This window comes from Mycobacterium botniense (assembly GCF_010723305.1).
Classification (GTDB): Bacteria; Actinomycetota; Actinomycetes; order Mycobacteriales; family Mycobacteriaceae; genus Mycobacterium; species Mycobacterium botniense.
This window is the reverse complement of the sequence record NZ_BLKW01000004.1, coordinates 1507506-1522484: the sequence shown is the minus strand read 5'-3', so window position 1 is coordinate 1522484 and position 14979 is coordinate 1507506. Positions and strand designations below refer to the sequence as shown.

Here is a 14979-nt window from a genome sequence, read left to right as displayed (position 1 = left end):
GTCGTCTTCCTCACCACGCGGTAGGTCCGCCGATGCGTCCCGGGGGACCGGATAAGGTCGGGACTCGTGGACGTCCACGGCGGCAATGACGAACTTACCTCGCTGGCCCTGGCCGCCGGGCGTGGTGATGCAGAGGCGCTTCAGCGGTTCATCGAGGCGACCCACCAGGACGTGTGGCGGGCCGTGGCGTATCTGGCCGATGTTGACAGCGCAGACGATCTCACTCAGGAGACATTCCTGCGCGCGATCGGCTCGCTGCCCCGCTTCGCCGGTCGATCGTCGGCCCGCACCTGGCTGTTGAGCATTGCGCGGCGGGTGGTGATCGATCACATCCGCGGCAGGCGAAGGCGACCGCGCCCAGCCGTCCGGTCTGATCTCGACGCTATCGTGCCCATCGAGCACCCGCGCCACGGTTTCGAGGACATCGTGGAAGTCCGGCTGCTGCTGAACGGTCTTGACCCCGACCGCCGCCACGCCCTGCTGTTGACCCAGGTGCTGGGACTTTCCTACGCCGAGGCAGCGGCGGTGTGCGGCTGCCCGGTCGGAACCATCCGATCACGAGTTGCCCGGGCACGCGACGACCTGCGCACCAGCCTGCAGCGTGACAACCTGACCGGCTAAAAATCACCGCCCCGGTGGCTCGGCCGTGGCCACGGTCGACAGTGGCTGTCCCGTGCGGGAACTTTGGCGCTTCTGCACCGACTATTGCTGACGATCCGGTATTCGGCGTGATGGCTGGGAGCTGAGGAGATGAGGTTGCGCTGCCGGGGTGCTGGCCGATGATGCCGGTTCCGGTCTGGATGGCATTGCCGCCAGAGGTGCATTCGGCGCTGTTGAGCGCCGGTCCGGGTGCGGGTCCTTTATTGGCTGCCGCCGCGGCGTGGAATTCGTTGAGTGCTGAATACGCTTCAGCAGCAGATGAACTCAGTGCGGTGTTGGCGGCGGTGCAGGCGCGGGTGTGGGAGGGCCCCAGCGCGGAGTCGTATGTGGCCGCGCACGGTCCGTACCTGATGTGGTTGCTGCGGGCCAGCGCCATCAGCGCGGCGGCGGCCGCGCAGCACGAGACGGTAGCCGGCGCCTATACCACGGCGGTGGCGACCATGCCGAGCCTGGCCGAGCTGGCGGCCAACCATGCCGCCCATGCGGTGCTGGTGGCGACGAATTTCTTTGGGATCAACACGATTCCGATCGCGTTAAACGAGGCAGACTATGCGCGGATGTGGGTGCAGGCCGCCACCACCATGAGCACCTATCACGCCGTGTCCAGCACCGCGGTGGCGTCGACGCCGCACACCGGTGCGGCGCCGCAGATCCAAAATTCCGGATACGGTCATGGGGTCCAGACCGGCCCCGGCACAACCGGTGCCGAATTCGGTGGTAAGGGCAACCCCACCGACGGGATACTGCCCATTATCGACAATGACGCCGGTGACCCGTACGACTTGAGTTGGTGGATCAATCGATTACTCGAGGTTCCTGAGACCCTGGTGCGGGACATTCAGTTGATCGAGCACAACCCGGCCCAGGGGCTCACGCAACTTTCGTACGATATCCCGGGACTGGTCTCAGACGAGTTCGGCCACGCGCTCCAAGCCGTTCAGTACTTTCCGGAAACGACGGCACTTCCGTTCACCGTGCCGGCCGGATCGGGCGGAGGCTTCGCGGGGATGGTCCCCAGCGCGCTGGCCGGTGTTCAGCCCGAAGCGATCACGGCTCCCGCCGCGGCGGCCGCACCCGCGGCATCCGGTGTGCCGACGGTCGCGAGTAGCGTCGCGAGTAGCATTGCCGCACCGGGGATTACAGTGCCCGCCTCAACGCCGGCAGCTGCGCCGGCGGCCACAGCGAGCACCGTCGTTGGTGCTGCGCCGGTGCCCCCGACTGCGGCGACTGGGGCGGGTTTTGTGCCGCCTTATGTGGTGGGCCCTCCGGGTATCGGGTTTGGCTCGGGAATGCGCGCGAGCGCCGGCGCCAGTGCCAACCGCAAGGCGCCGCAGCCTGACCCGGTTGCGGCCGTCACCCGGGAACAGGGGCGGGCGTTACGGCCCCGGCGGGCTAAGCGGCGCGGGCGCGGGGCGGAGGTCATGGCGATGAATATCGCGGTTGACCCGGACTGGGGCGGGCCGCTGGATGAGGAGCCGCTCACCTCGACGGCGGAGTCGGGCGCGGGTGCCGCACGGATGGGGTTCGCCGGCGTGGCGGGTCAGGGCACCCCACGGCAGGCGGCCGGCCTGATCACGCTCGCCGGCGGCGAATTCGGCGGCCCCGCGGTGCCGATAGTGCCGGGCACGTGGGATCCCGACGGTGCAGGGGAAACACAGCGCTAGCCGGGCAGGAGGACAATCGCACCAATAGTGTTGCGCTCGTGTAGGTCTCGGTGCACCTGGGCGGCTTGCCGGAGCGGATAGCTGGCCCCGACGGTGACGGTCAGGGCTCCGGAGTTAATCACATCCATTAATTCCTGGGCGCGCCAACGAAATTCCTGTCCTGTCCGGGTGAAATCGGCGAGCTTTGGCCGGGTCAGGTATACCGAGCCGGCGGCGTTGAGCCGTTGCGGGTCGACCGGCGGGACCGGGCCGCTGGCAGCGCCGAACAGGGCCAGGGTGCCGCGGACAGCCAGGCTGGCCAGGCTGGCGTCGAACGTGGTGGCGCCGACCCCGTCGTACACCACCTGCACACCCTGGCCGTCGGTGAGCTCTCGCACCCGGGCGCCGAACTCGCCGGGCTTGGCCGGGTCCGGATAGGACAGCACCGCACTGGCACCGGCCTGCCGGGATACTTCGGCTTTCGCGTCGGTGGACACGGTGGTGATCACCGTGGCGCCCAGGTGCGCGGCCCACCGGGTCAGGATCAGCCCCATACCGCCGGCGCCGGCGTGCACCAGCACGGTGTCGCCCCACTGCACCTGGTAGACCGACTTCAGCAGATAATGCGCGGTCAGCCCCTTCAGCAGCACTGAGGCCGCTTCGGAGGGGCTGACGTCCTCGGGAACTTTGGCTGTGAACTCCGCTGGTGCGGTGGACAGTTCGGCGTATGCGCCGGACGCGTTGGCAGTCACGACCCGCTCCCCGGGAGAAAAACCCGTCACGCCCGCGCCCAGTCCGGCGACCGTGCCACAGACTTCCATACCGGGGATGAACGGCGTGTCACGCGGATATTGCCCGGAACGAAAATAGGTGTCGATGAAGTTGACACCGATCGCCTCGGCCTTGATCAGCAGTTCGCCGGGGCCGGGAGAGGGGTCGGGTTTTTCGACGTAGCGCAAAACGTCGGGCCCACCGTGTTCAGCGACTTCGATGGCATGCATCTGACTATCATGCCCGCACATGAAGCGCGCCCGGCCCGACCTATTCCACCCGCGCATTGTGCTGGCAGGCCCCGGTGACGACGCGGGCCTGATTGCCGCGTTGCGCCGGCGCGGGCTGCATGCGCGGTGGAGGTCCTGGCAGGACCCGGCCACTGTGCATGCCGATCTGGTGATCCTGCGGGCAGCCACGGATTACCGCGGGCGGCTGCGCGATTTCCTCGCGTGGACGAAACGGGTGCCGAACCTGCTCAATGCGCCTGATGTGCTCGCCTGGAACGTCGACCGGCAATACCTGCGCGACCTGAGACGTGCCGGAGTGCCGACGGCTTACGTGCCGGTACCGGGAGACCAGACGGCGCTGGTCTTTCTCGGTGGGGAGCAATCCCACGCGTTTGCCGACAAGTCGGCGGTCGAGGTCGATGACGAGCTGTGGGACGTCGGCCGGGCCGCGTTGCAGGCGGCAGCCGACCGGGTCGGCGTGCGCGCCGTCGAGATGCTCTACGCCCGGGCCGATGTGACCGGCACGCGAAGCGGGGCAAGGCTGGTGAGCCTGGATCTGGTGGCACCGTCGTTGGGTTGGCGGTCGCTGACCGACACAGCACGCGCCAACGGCCAGCGGCGCTTCGCGGTGTGCGTTTCGGCGGCCCTACAGCGGCTGGGGCTGGGCCCGTTCGCGCATCGACGCCCATAACGCTGCCGTGGCCGCGGTGCACAACACCGCGCCCCCCACGTGCAGGGCAACCAGCGCTGCCGGCACGCCGGTGAAGAATTGCACGGTCCCGATTACCGCTTGCCCACAGACCAGAAGCAGCAGCACCCCCAGCCTCGCCAACACCGGCCGGGGGGCGCGCACCGCCAATAACCCGAAGCCCAGCCCCACCAGCAGCGCCAGGTAGGCCACCAGCAGTGACGAGTGGAGGTGTACCAGCGTGGTGATCTCGAGCCTGAGTCGCGGCACCGGCCGGGTGGCGCTGCGATCGCCCGCGTGCGGGCCCGCCCCGGTCACCAGCGTGCCGGTGATGAGCACCGCGGCCAGGGTCAGCGCGCTGAGCGCTGTGAGCCCCCGCAGCGGTGTGACGACGCGGGAGCGGATGACCCCATCATCGGGCTCGCCGATCTTGACGTAGAGCAGCACCGCCAGCCACACCATCGTCATCGAGGCCAACAGGTGAACGGCCACTGTCCACCACAGCAGGCCGGTGAGCACGGTGACACCGCCGATCACCGCCTGCACGAGGGTGAACACCGGCATCAGCCACGCGTAGATGAGCACCTCGGCGCGCCGGCGTGCCCGGGTGACGGCCAGCACGGCCAGCGCCGCGGCGACTGCCACGCCGACGGTGATCATCCGGTTGCCGAACTCGACCGCCTGGTGCACCCGGGGCACTTCCGCGACCGCCACCGGGGTGAAGCTGCCCGGAAAACATTGCGGCCACGTCGGGCAGCCCAATCCGGACGCGGTGACGCGGACGATCGCCCCGGTGACGGTGATACCGCCCTGGGTCAGGATGACAGTCGCGGCGATGGCCCGCTGGGCGCGCGGGCTGGGGTTGGGCAGCAGGTCAACCAGCCGCAGCAGCAACCGTGCACCGGGTACCGCCCGATCGTGCGTCACCACGAACGACACACTGTAGTAGAGTTTGCGGCAATCGGCACTTCACCCACCGACTTCACCAGCCTCACCTGTGACGCCACGCCGGCAGAGCATGCTGCCGGAAAATGGCATATGCGATACCACGCTTCCTGCGGTGCGTGTGTCATTGCTTGTCGAGGCGCCTCTGTAGGCCTGTATGGGCCTCCCGTTGCCGCTGAGCTCGCCCTGCGGCGGCCCGGTTGGGTCCAGGCCCACGACGGGATATCGCATACGACATCGGGTGAAAACAGGTAGCCATACCGGGTCGAGCGACACAAGAGGCAGCTGTGCTTCGTGAGATCTCAGTGAGGTGTCAGTCCTCGGCTAGGTTAAACCGAAGTTGCGGCGGGTTCTGATCGGGGATTAGCCGTTTGAGCTGACATTTTGGGCATGGACCTGGCCTGAATTTGTAGTCACGAATTTATGTGTGTTGTTCCGAGTATTCTGGTGTAAAGCGTCTATACTTGTGGCTATGCCGCGTAGCCCGATGAAGGCCCACGTAGTCAGAGTGAGGAAGACTCACGTGGATAAGCAGGGCAGCGAACGGATCTATGAGTCGGTGCTGCTGCGCCGCACCTACCGTGATGGGCCCACGGTGCGTAACGAGACGGTGGCCAACCTGTCCACGCTGCCCCCGGCGGCGATCGCCGCGCTGGAGGCGACGTTGAAGGGGCATACCCTGGTGCCCGCCGACGATGAATTCACGGTGACGCGGGCGCTGCCGCACGGGCATGTGGCCGCCGTGGCGGCGATGGCCCGCCAGCTTGGCTTGCCGGCGCTTTTGGGACCGCCCTGCCGGTCCCGCGATCTCGTGCTGGGATTGATCATCTCCCGGGTGATTCACCCGGGCTCTAAGCTGGCGACGCTGTCGCGCTGGGCCGACACCACGCTGGGAGCCGACCTGGCCATCGCCGGCGCATCCACCGACGAGGTGTATGCCGCGATGGACTGGCTGCTGGCCCGCCAAGACGTGATCGAAAAAAAGCTTGTTGCCAAACACCTTGGTCGCGATGTGAACCCGTCGCGTATGGCGTTGTTTGACCTGACCAGCTCGTGGGTGACCGGGCGCTGCTGCGAGCTGGCCGCCCGCGGGTATTCCCGCGACCGCAAAAAGGGACTTCCCCAGATCACCTACGGGGTGCTCACCGATGCGGCCGGGCGCCCGGTGGCGGTGCGGGTGTTTCCCGGCGACACCGCCGACCCGCTCGCCTTCACCGAGATCGTCGACGTCATCCGAACCAGGTTTGGGCTGACCCAGCTGGTGCTGGTGGGTGATCGCGGGATGATCACCCGCGCGCGCATCGAGGCGATCAAAAAACTCAACGACACCGGCGCCGGGTTCGGGTGGATCACCGCGCTGCGCGCCCCCGGCGATCACCAAACTCGCCGCCGACGACGGGCCGCTGCAGATGAGCCTGTTCGACATCCAAGACCTCGCCGAGATCACCCACCCCGACTACCCGGGCGAGCGGCTGATCGCCTGCCGCAACCCCGCCCTGGCCGCCGAGCGCGCCCGCAAACGCGCCGAACTGTTGGCCGCGACCCAGGCGCTGCTGGCCCGTATCGCCGAGCGGGTCGATCGCGGAACCCTCACCGGTGCGGCCCGCATCGGAGAAGCCGTCGGGAAAGTCATCAATAAATACAAGGTGGGCAAGCATTTTCGCTACCAGATCACCGACACCGGCTTCACCTACGGGCGCGATGAGGCCGCCATCGCCGCCGAAGCCGCCCTCGATGGCATCTACGTGCTGCGCACTTGCGTGCCCGCCGCCGACCTCGACGCCCCGCCGTGGTGCAAAGCTACAAGAACCTCGCCCACCTCGAACGCGACTTCCGCAGCATCAAAACCGACGACCTCGACCTGCGGCCCATCCACCACCGGCTGTCCGACCGTGTCAAAGCCCACGTGCTGATCTGCCTGCTGGCCTGCTATCTGACCTGGCACTTGCGTAAAACCTGGGCACCGCTGACCTACACCGACGAACACCCACCAGCTCGCGACAACCCCGTCGCGCCCGCCCAACGCTCACCAGCCGCGAAAGCCAAAGCCTCCCGCCAACAAACCCCCACGGCACCCGCGGAGCTTTCGCGCCCTGCTCGACCACCTGGCCACCCTGACCCGCAACCAAATCCGCTACCACCACACCAACATCGAAATCGACACACTCACCCAGCCAACACCCGAACAACGCCGCGCCTTCGACCTCATCGGGGTCACCATACCCCTCACCATCGCCGCGTAGTCAGACCCAACCCACCAAAAACCACCAAATCCCCACCCCAAAGCCCAGATCAGCCACCCAAACAGTCGCAACTTCGGGTTAAACGAACCGGAACCAGCGCAGAGCAGCCAGTGCCGCCGATACTCCCCACACGGCCAGGACGGTGACACCCACCCAGTCCACCGACAGCGCCATCGCCTGCGACAGCGCCTCGCAGAGCGCTCCCGAGGGGGTCAGCCGCGCGACCCACGTGACCGCAGGGGGGACCATGGCCGTCTCCAGGGTCAGGGCACCGAAACCGGCGAAAACGAACCACAGCAAGTTGGCGATCGCCAGCACGATCTCGGCCCGCAGTGTGCCGCCCAGCAGCAGCCCCAGGGCGGCAAAGGCCGCGGTGCCCAGCGCGATGATCAGCGCACCCAACCCCAGAGCCGCCACACCGGGCCGCCAGCCCAGCGCAACGCCGATGACGCCCAACAAGAGTGCCTGTAAGAACACGACCGCGACCACCGCCAGCGACTTGCCGGCGACGATTCCCCAGACCGGCAGCGCGGTGGCCCCCAGCCGTTTGAGGGCGCCGTAGCGCCGGTCGAACGCGACCGCGATGGCCTGGCCGGTGAATGCGGTGGAGATCACCGCCAGTGCCATGATCACCGGCACAAATGTCGCAGCGCGGTGGTGACCGAACGAGCCGAGCGGCAGGGTCGTCAGCCCCACCAGCAGCGTGACCGGGATGAACATGGTCAGCAAGAGTTGCTCACCGTTGCGCAACAACAGCTTCAACTCCAGCGCGGACTGCGCGGCCAGCATCCGGGGCACCGTGTTCGGGCGCGGATTGGGGGTGAACGTGCCTGCGGGAAACCGGATGTCTGTCATGGCCGCAATTCTCTGCCGGTCAGGTCGAGGAAAACATCTTCAAGGCTGCGTTGCTCTACCCGCATGTCGGTGGCCAGCACATCGATCTGTGCACACCATGCGGTGACCGTCGCCAGCACCTGCGGGTCGATCGGGCCCTCGACCACGTAGTCGCCGGGAGTCACTTCGGCGGCTTTGTAGTGTTCAGGCAGGGCCGCGACCAGCAGTGACAAGTCCAGCCGCGGTGGTGCGGTGAACCGCAGCTGGTCTTTGGCGCCGGTGCGCATCAGTTCAGCGGGTGTTCCGGAGGCCACCGCCACCCCGTGATCGATGATGACAAGCCGGTCGGCGAGTTCCTCAGCCTCGCGGAGATGGTGGGTGGTCAGCACCACGGTCACCCCGTCACGGCGCAGCGCGTCAATCAGCTCCCACACCACAAGGCGGGCATGGGCGTCCATTCCGGCCGTGGGTTCGTCGAGAAACACCAGTTCAGGGCGGCCGACCAGGGCACAGGCCAGCGCCAGGCGCTGCTGCTGTCCGCCGGACAGGCGCCGGTAAGTGGTGCGCGCCGCCTCGGTGAGACCCAGGATTTCCATCAGCCAACGCGGATCCAGCGGATCGGCGGCGTAGGCAGCCACCAGGTTGAGCATCTCGCCGGCGCGGGCGGCCGGGTAGCCCCCTCCGCCTTGCAGCATCACTCCGATTCGGGCGCGCAGCCGCGCGTTGTCGGCGATCGGATCCAAGCCCAGCACCTCGATGGTGCCGGCGTCGGGGCGCAGAAAGCCCTCGCACATTTCGACCGTTGTCGTCTTACCCGCACCGTTAGGGCCCAGCAGCGCGAACACCTCGGCGGTGTGCACGTCGAGATCGAGGCCGGCGACTGCCGTGGCGGACCCGTACCGCTTGCACACCCCACGCAGTCGCACCGGGACTGTGGAGTCCGAGCTCACGTGATATCAGCCTAGGCGCCGGGCACCGTACTGGGTTGCCGGGTCTGCGTGGCGGGTGCCGCATCGCCGAGCGTGTCGCCCAGCATGTCGCTGTCCTCGCTCGGTAGGCGCCGCCACGGCAACCACGTCGAGGTCAGCGCGATCAGCACCACCACGATGAGGGTGCTCGCCACGGTGGCGTCCAGGATCTGAAACAGCGCGAAGCGGTCGCCGTTGGCGGTCGGGCCGAACACGCCGACCACGAATGTGACGGCGATTGCCGCGATTCGGAAGCCCGGACGGGTGGCCCAGGCGGCCAGCGGGATCACCGCCCAGAGCACGTACCAGGGCTGCACCACGGGGAACAACAACACCGTCACCCCCAACGCGACACCGAGACCCCCCACCGGATGCAGCCGCCCGCGGAGCACTAACCACAGCAGCCAGCCCACCATCACCGCGATGATCAGCACTCCGATGCTGCGGGTCAGCGACAACACAGCCGTCGTGTGATCACCCAGCCCGAGCAGGATTCCGGCCTGGCCGGTCGCGAGCGCCAGCAGGGTCGGCGGTGACATCCAGCTGCGCACCACGTTGGCCGTGCCCAGCGTGTAAATCCAGCCAAAACCGAGACCGCTGGCCCACCCCACGATCGCCATGACCGCAAAGGACAACCCCGCCATCGTGATGCTGACCACCACAAACGCCGGCAGTCCGCCGCCCTGGCGATGAGCCAGGGCCATCGCGACAAATCCCAGCGCCAATAACGAGGGCAGTTTCACTTGTGACGACAGCGTGATCAGCACCACACCGAAGACCAGCATGCCCAGCGGCGCCCAATCCGATCGCCGGGTGTGCCGCCACCGCGCCGGCACCCGCAGGGGAGCATCCACGCCGCGCAACGCGAATTCGGTGCCGGTGAGCATCAGCCCAAGCATCAGCGCCTCATTGTGAATACCGGCGACCAGATGCATGATCAGCAGCGGATTGGCGGCGCCCAGCCACAGCGCGCTGACCTCGGCGACCCCGCACCGCCGGGCCAGCCGCGGTGTGGCCCACACGATCAGGCCCACCCCGGCCAACACCACCAGCCGGTGACATAGCACCGCCGCGACGATGTTTTCCCCGGTCAGCGCCGAGATTCCGCGTCCTATCCACAGAAACAGCGGACCATAGGGTGCGGGGGTCTCGCGCCACAGGCTGGGCACCGAGAGCGTGAACACGTGGCCGAGGCCCAGGCCCGACGCCGGGCCGACCCGGTAGGGGTCGAGTCCCTCGCGGGAGATCTGGCTCTGCGCCAGGTAAGAGTAGACATCCTTGCTGTACATGGGCGGCGCCACCAGCAGGGGCATTGCCCACAACAGAAGCGTGCGGTCCAGCTCGCCGCGGGACATCCGCCGGTGGCCCAGCGCGAACCGGCCCAGCATCAGCCACGCCAGCGCCATCATGGCCGCGCCGGTCGTGGTCATCGTCAGCGACACGGTCTGGATTCGCGACGACAGGTTGAGCAGCCGGACCCCGAAGGTGGGATCCTGGATCACCGGTCGCGCCCCGGCACCCAGCGCGCCGATTGCCATCAATACGGTCCCGGTGGCGCCGAACAAGCGGGTGCGTTGCAGGGCGACCAGCTCGCTGTCGTTCAGCGGCGAGCCCACGGCCTGCTCGTCTCCGTGCCAGCGGGCGATCGATGAGCTCAGCGTCTGATGGCGCGCTGCCATCACAGCAGCGTAACCGGGGCCGACGGGGCTGTGACCGGCGTAACCCTCGATGAGGCTGACCTTGCTAGACCCACCGCGGGAATTTTGTCACACTTGTGTTGTGAAATTCGCGCCGGACGTCACGAGCGGGGGAACGCCGTCCGCCGCCGTGACAGCCGTGCCGAACGACGGGCACACCCGCCGTGCTGTCGTGGGCTTGCTGCTGGAGGCCGGACCGGTCACCGCCGGGGAGATCGGCGACCGGCTCGGTCTATCGGCAGCTGGGGTGCGGCGCCATCTCGACGCGCTGATCGAGGCCGGTGAGGCCGAATCCATCGGTGCGGCGGCCTGGCAGCAGACAGGGCGCGGGCGCCCGGCGAAACGCTATCGGCTGACGGCGGCCGGCCGGGCCAAACTCGGCCACGCCTACGATGACTTAGCCTCGGCGGCTATGCGTCAACTCCGGGAGATCGGCGGCGAAGACGCGGTGCGCAGTTTCGCCCGGCGACGCATTGACAGCATCTTGGCCGATGTCGGGGCTGCGGAAAGCAACGCCGACGCCGATGTCGAGGCGGCCGCCCAGCGGATCGCCGCCGCGCTCACGAAGGCCGGGTATGTGGCCACCACCGCGCGGGTCGGGCCACCGATTCACGGTGTGCAGATCTGCCAGCATCACTGCCCGGTCTCCCATGTCGCCGAGGAATTCCCCGAGCTCTGTGAAACCGAGCAGCAGGCCATGGCCGAGGTGCTGGGCACCCACGTGCAGCGGCTGGCGACCATCATCAACGGCGACTGCGCCTGCACCACCCATGTGCCGCTCACCCCGGCACTGGGCACCCGTAGGACTGACCGCATCGCGGCGCCCAGCCCGCGCCGCACCACCACGAGCGTTGAAGGAGCCTCGATATGACCGTTGGTACCCCGGAGGTCACCGCACCCGTCGCCGAGCCGTTGACCCAGGATCAGACGATCGCCGCGCTGAGCCGGTACGGCTACGGCTGGGCGGATTCTGATGTCGCGGGCGCCAGCGCGCGGCGTGGGCTCTCCGAAGAGGTGGTCCGCGACATTTCGGCGAAGAAGAACGAGCCGGAGTGGATGCTGGAGAACCGGCTGAAGGCGCTGCGTATCTTTGAGCGCAAACCGATGCCCGGGTGGGGCGCCAACCTGGAAAACATCGACTTCGACAACATCAAATACTTCGTGCGCTCCACCGAAAAGCAGGCCGCAACCTGGGATGACCTCCCCGCCGATATCCGCAACACCTACGACAAGCTGGGCATCCCGGAAGCCGAGAAGCAGCGGCTGATCGCCGGTGTGGCGGCTCAGTATGAGTCCGAGGTGGTGTATCACAAAATCCGGGAAGACCTTGAAGCTCAAGGCGTTATCTTTTTGGACACCGACACCGGGCTGCGCGAGCACGAGAGCTTGTTCAAGCAGTACTTCGGCACCGTGATCCCCGCCGGGGACAACAAATTCTCCGCGCTGAACACTGCGGTGTGGAGTGGCGGCAGTTTTATCTACGTCCCGCCCGGCGTGCACGTCGAGATCCCGCTGCAGGCCTACTTCCGGATCAACACGGAGAACATGGGCCAGTTCGAGCGGACACTGATCATCGTCGACGAAGGTGCGTATGTCCACTATGTGGAAGGCTGCACAGCTCCCATTTACAAGTCGGATTCGCTGCACTCGGCGGTGGTGGAGATCATCGTCAAACCGCACGCCCGCTGCCGTTACACCACCATCCAGAACTGGTCGAACAACGTCTACAACCTGGTGACCAAGCGGGCCCGCGCCGAAGAGGGTGCCACCATGGAATGGATCGACGGCAACATCGGCTCCAAAGTCACCATGAAGTACCCGTCGGTGTGGATGACCGGTGAGCACGCCAAGGGCGAGGTGCTCTCGCTGGCGTTCGCCGGTGAGGGCCAGCATCAGGACGCCGGCGCCAAGATGCTGCACCTGGCGCCCAACACCTCGAGCACGATCGTCTCCAAGTCGGTGGCCCGCGGCGGCGGCCGCACTTCCTACCGCGGCCTGGTGCAGGTGAACAAGGGTGCGCACGGTTCGCGCTCGAGTGTGAAATGCGATGCGCTGCTGGTCGATACGATCAGCCGCAGCGACACCTACCCCTATGTCGACATCCGCGAGGACGACGTCACCATGGGGCATGAGGCCACGGTGTCCAAGGTCAGCGAAAGCCAGCTGTTCTACCTGATGAGCCGCGGGCTGACCGAGGACGAGGCGATGGCGATGATCGTGCGCGGTTTCGTCGAGCCGATCGCCAAAGAGCTGCCCATGGAATATGCGCTGGAGCTCAACCGGCTGATCGAACTGCAGATGGAGGGCGCAGTCGGATGACGGCCCAGAATCTGGCCGAGACCTCAGCGCAATCACCGGAGAGGTCCCGGCTCACCGCATTGAACAAGGGTGAGCAGTTCACCTCGTTCGACGTCGACGCCTTCGAGGTTCCCGGTGGCCGCGACGAGATCTGGCGTTTCACCCCGCTGCGGCGGCTGCGCGGCCTGCATGACGGGTCTGCGCCGGCGACCGGGAGCGCCCAGATCACCGTGACAGAGCAGGCCGGTGCGCGGGTGGAGCGGGTGCACCGCGGCGACCAGCGGCTCGGGCAGGGCGGTGTTCCCGCGGACCGTGTTGCAGCCCAGGCGTTTTCGTCGTTCAACTCAGCGACGATCGTCACCGTGGAGGCTGATACGCGAACCACCGACCCGGTGGACGTTCGAGTCACCGGGCCGGGGGAGGGGGCGACGGCCTACGGCCATCTGCAGGTGCGCGTCGGGGAGCTGGCGGATGCGGTTGTGGTGATTGACCAGCAGGGCAGCGGAACCTACGCCGACAACGTCGAATTCGTCGTGGCCGACGCCGCCCGGCTCACCGTGGTGTGCATCGCCGACTGGGCCGATGACGCCGTGCACGTGAGCATGCACCACGCCGCACTGGGCAAGGACGCGGTGCTGCGCCACGTCGCGGTCACCCTCGGCGGGGAGCTGGTGCGGCTGACGGGTCGGGTGCGGTTCGACGGCCCGGGCGGCGACGCGGAGCTGCTGGGCCTGTACTTCGCTGACGACGGCCAGCATCTGGAGTCGCGGTTGCTGATCGACCACGCACAGCCCGACTGCACATCGAATGTGTTGTATAAGGGTGCGCTGCAAGGGGATCCAACATCGCCGCGGCCGGATGCGCATACCGTGTGGGTGGGCGACGTGCTGATCCGTCCCCAAGCGGCCGGCACCGACACCTTCGAGGTGAACCGCAACCTGGTGCTCACCGACGGCGCGCGCGCCGACTCGGTGCCCAACCTGGAGATCGAGACCGGCGAGATCGTCCGCGCCGGACACGCCAGTGCGACCGGACGATTCGATGACGAGCAACTGTTTTACCTGCGCTCGCGCGGTATTCCCGAAGAGCTGGCCCGCCGGCTGGTGGTGCGTGGCTTCTTCGGCGAGATCATCTCCAAGATCTCAGTGCCCGACGTCCGCGAGCGCCTGACCGCCGCCATCGAACACGAACTGGCCATCACGGAGAAGACAACAGTCTCATGACGACCCTGGAAATCAAAGATCTGCACGTCAGCGTTGACAATCCCAACACGTCGGACGGCCAGCGCGAAATCCCGATCCTCACCGGTGTCAACCTGACCGTGCGCTCCGACGAGACGCACGCATTGATGGGACCCAACGGGTCGGGCAAGTCCACGCTGTCCTATGCCATCGCCGGTCACCCCAAATACCGGGTGACGTCCGGGTCGGTCACACTGGACGGCGAAAACGTCTTGGACATGAGCGTCGACGAGCGTGCACGGGCCGGGTTGTTTTTGGCGATGCAGTATCCCGTGGAAGTGCCGGGTGTGTCGATGTCGAACTTTTTGCGTTCGGCCGCCACCGCGGTTCGCGGCGAAGCCCCCAAACTGCGGCACTGGGTCAAAGAGGTCCGCTCCGCGATGGACTCCCTCGGCATCGACCCGGCGTTCGCCGAACGCAATGTCAACGAGGGGTTTTCCGGCGGGGAGAAAAAACGTCACGAAATCCTGCAGCTGATGCTGCTGAAACCCAAGATCGCCATCCTCGACGAGACCGACTCCGGCTTAGATGTCGACGCGTTGCGGGTGGTCAGCACCGGGGTGAACCGCTACGCCGAAACCGAGCACGGCGGCATCCTGCTGATCACGCACTACACCCGCATCCTGCGGTATATCCACCCGCAGTTCGTGCACGTGTTCATCGGTGGCCGCATCGTTGAATCCGGCGGGCCGGAACTGGCCGACGAGCTTGACCAGAACGGATACGTGCGCTTCACGCAAACAGCAGCCGCGGGGGCTTGA

Annotated in this window: 12 protein-coding genes and 1 pseudogene; 8 read left to right on the top strand and 5 right to left on the bottom strand. The window is 66.9% G+C overall.

Translation table 11 applies throughout. The annotated features are described in order from the left end of the window. Positions 1–66: 66 nt before the first annotated feature. Together sigC and G6N08_RS16980 are read left to right on the top strand one after the other, a co-directional pair. Positions 67–621, top strand: a complete 555-nt coding sequence (gene sigC, locus G6N08_RS16985) for an RNA polymerase sigma factor SigC (RefSeq protein WP_163759171.1) — start codon at positions 67–69, stop codon at positions 619–621. A 161-nt stretch (positions 622–782) separates the two neighbouring features. After that, on the top strand, positions 783–2324 hold the full coding sequence (locus G6N08_RS16980) for a PPE family protein (RefSeq protein ID WP_163760802.1): 1542 nt from the start codon (positions 783–785) through the stop codon (positions 2322–2324). On the opposite strand, the gene G6N08_RS16975 is transcribed toward G6N08_RS16980, so the two are convergent. Beyond that, on the bottom strand, positions 2321–3304 hold the full coding sequence (locus tag G6N08_RS16975) for a quinone oxidoreductase family protein (RefSeq protein ID WP_163759169.1): 984 nt from the start codon (positions 3302–3304) through the stop codon (positions 2321–2323). The two genes, G6N08_RS16980 and G6N08_RS16975, sit on opposite strands and share 4 nt — an antisense overlap. A 19-nt stretch (positions 3305–3323) precedes the next feature. Between G6N08_RS16975 and G6N08_RS16970 the strand changes: the two genes are divergently transcribed. Beyond that, complete coding sequence (locus G6N08_RS16970) at positions 3324–3995, top strand: DcsG N-terminal domain-containing protein (RefSeq protein ID WP_163759168.1); 672 nt, start codon at positions 3324–3326, stop codon at positions 3993–3995. On the opposite strand, the gene G6N08_RS16965 is transcribed toward G6N08_RS16970, so the two are convergent. Beyond that, the gene (locus G6N08_RS16965) at positions 3951–4874 is read right to left on the bottom strand and encodes a COX15/CtaA family protein (RefSeq protein WP_163760800.1); all 924 of its coding nucleotides are present in this window, start codon (positions 4872–4874) and stop codon (positions 3951–3953) included. The genes G6N08_RS16970 and G6N08_RS16965 overlap by 45 nt on opposite strands. A gap of 535 nt (positions 4875–5409) precedes the next feature. Between G6N08_RS16965 and G6N08_RS21460 the strand changes: the two are divergent. Further along, positions 5410–7180: pseudogene (locus G6N08_RS21460) on the top strand (IS1634 family transposase). Between the two features lie 78 nt (positions 7181–7258). Here the strand turns inward: G6N08_RS21460 and G6N08_RS16955 are convergent. Genes G6N08_RS16955 through mptB form a run of 3 tightly spaced genes read right to left on the bottom strand, consistent with a single transcriptional unit; the run spans position 7259 to position 10661 of the window. Further along, positions 7259–8035 carry an ABC transporter permease gene (locus G6N08_RS16955; RefSeq protein WP_163759166.1) on the bottom strand — a complete coding sequence of 259 codons (777 nt, stop codon included), beginning with the start codon at positions 8033–8035 and terminating at the stop codon, positions 7259–7261. Then, positions 8032–8964 (bottom strand): ABC transporter ATP-binding protein, encoded by a 933-nt coding sequence (locus tag G6N08_RS16950; RefSeq protein ID WP_246216788.1) that lies wholly within the window; start codon positions 8962–8964, stop codon positions 8032–8034. Before G6N08_RS16950 ends, G6N08_RS16955 begins: the two co-directional genes overlap by 4 nt. An 11-nt stretch (positions 8965–8975) precedes the next feature. Further along, complete coding sequence (gene mptB / locus G6N08_RS16945; protein WP_163759164.1) at positions 8976–10661, bottom strand: polyprenol phosphomannose-dependent alpha 1,6 mannosyltransferase MptB; 1686 nt, start codon at positions 10659–10661, stop codon at positions 8976–8978. Between the two features lie 49 nt (positions 10662–10710). Between mptB and G6N08_RS16940 the strand changes: the two genes are divergently transcribed. Genes G6N08_RS16940 through sufC form a run of 4 tightly spaced genes read left to right on the top strand, consistent with a single transcriptional unit; the run spans position 10711 to position 14979 of the window. Then, on the top strand, positions 10711–11550 hold the full coding sequence (locus G6N08_RS16940; protein WP_163759162.1) for a helix-turn-helix transcriptional regulator: 840 nt from the start codon (positions 10711–10713) through the stop codon (positions 11548–11550). Next, entirely contained in the window at positions 11547–12998 is a 1452-nt protein-coding gene (sufB, locus tag G6N08_RS16935) for a Fe-S cluster assembly protein SufB (RefSeq protein WP_163759160.1), read from the top strand. Before G6N08_RS16940 ends, sufB begins: the two co-directional genes overlap by 4 nt. Continuing rightward, positions 12995–14200 (top strand): Fe-S cluster assembly protein SufD, encoded by a 1206-nt coding sequence (gene sufD / locus G6N08_RS16930; protein WP_163759157.1) that lies wholly within the window; start codon positions 12995–12997, stop codon positions 14198–14200. Before sufB ends, sufD begins: the two co-directional genes overlap by 4 nt. After that, the gene (gene sufC, locus G6N08_RS16925; protein WP_163759155.1) at positions 14197–14979 is read left to right on the top strand and encodes a Fe-S cluster assembly ATPase SufC; all 783 of its coding nucleotides are present in this window, start codon (positions 14197–14199) and stop codon (positions 14977–14979) included. Before sufD ends, sufC begins: the two co-directional genes overlap by 4 nt.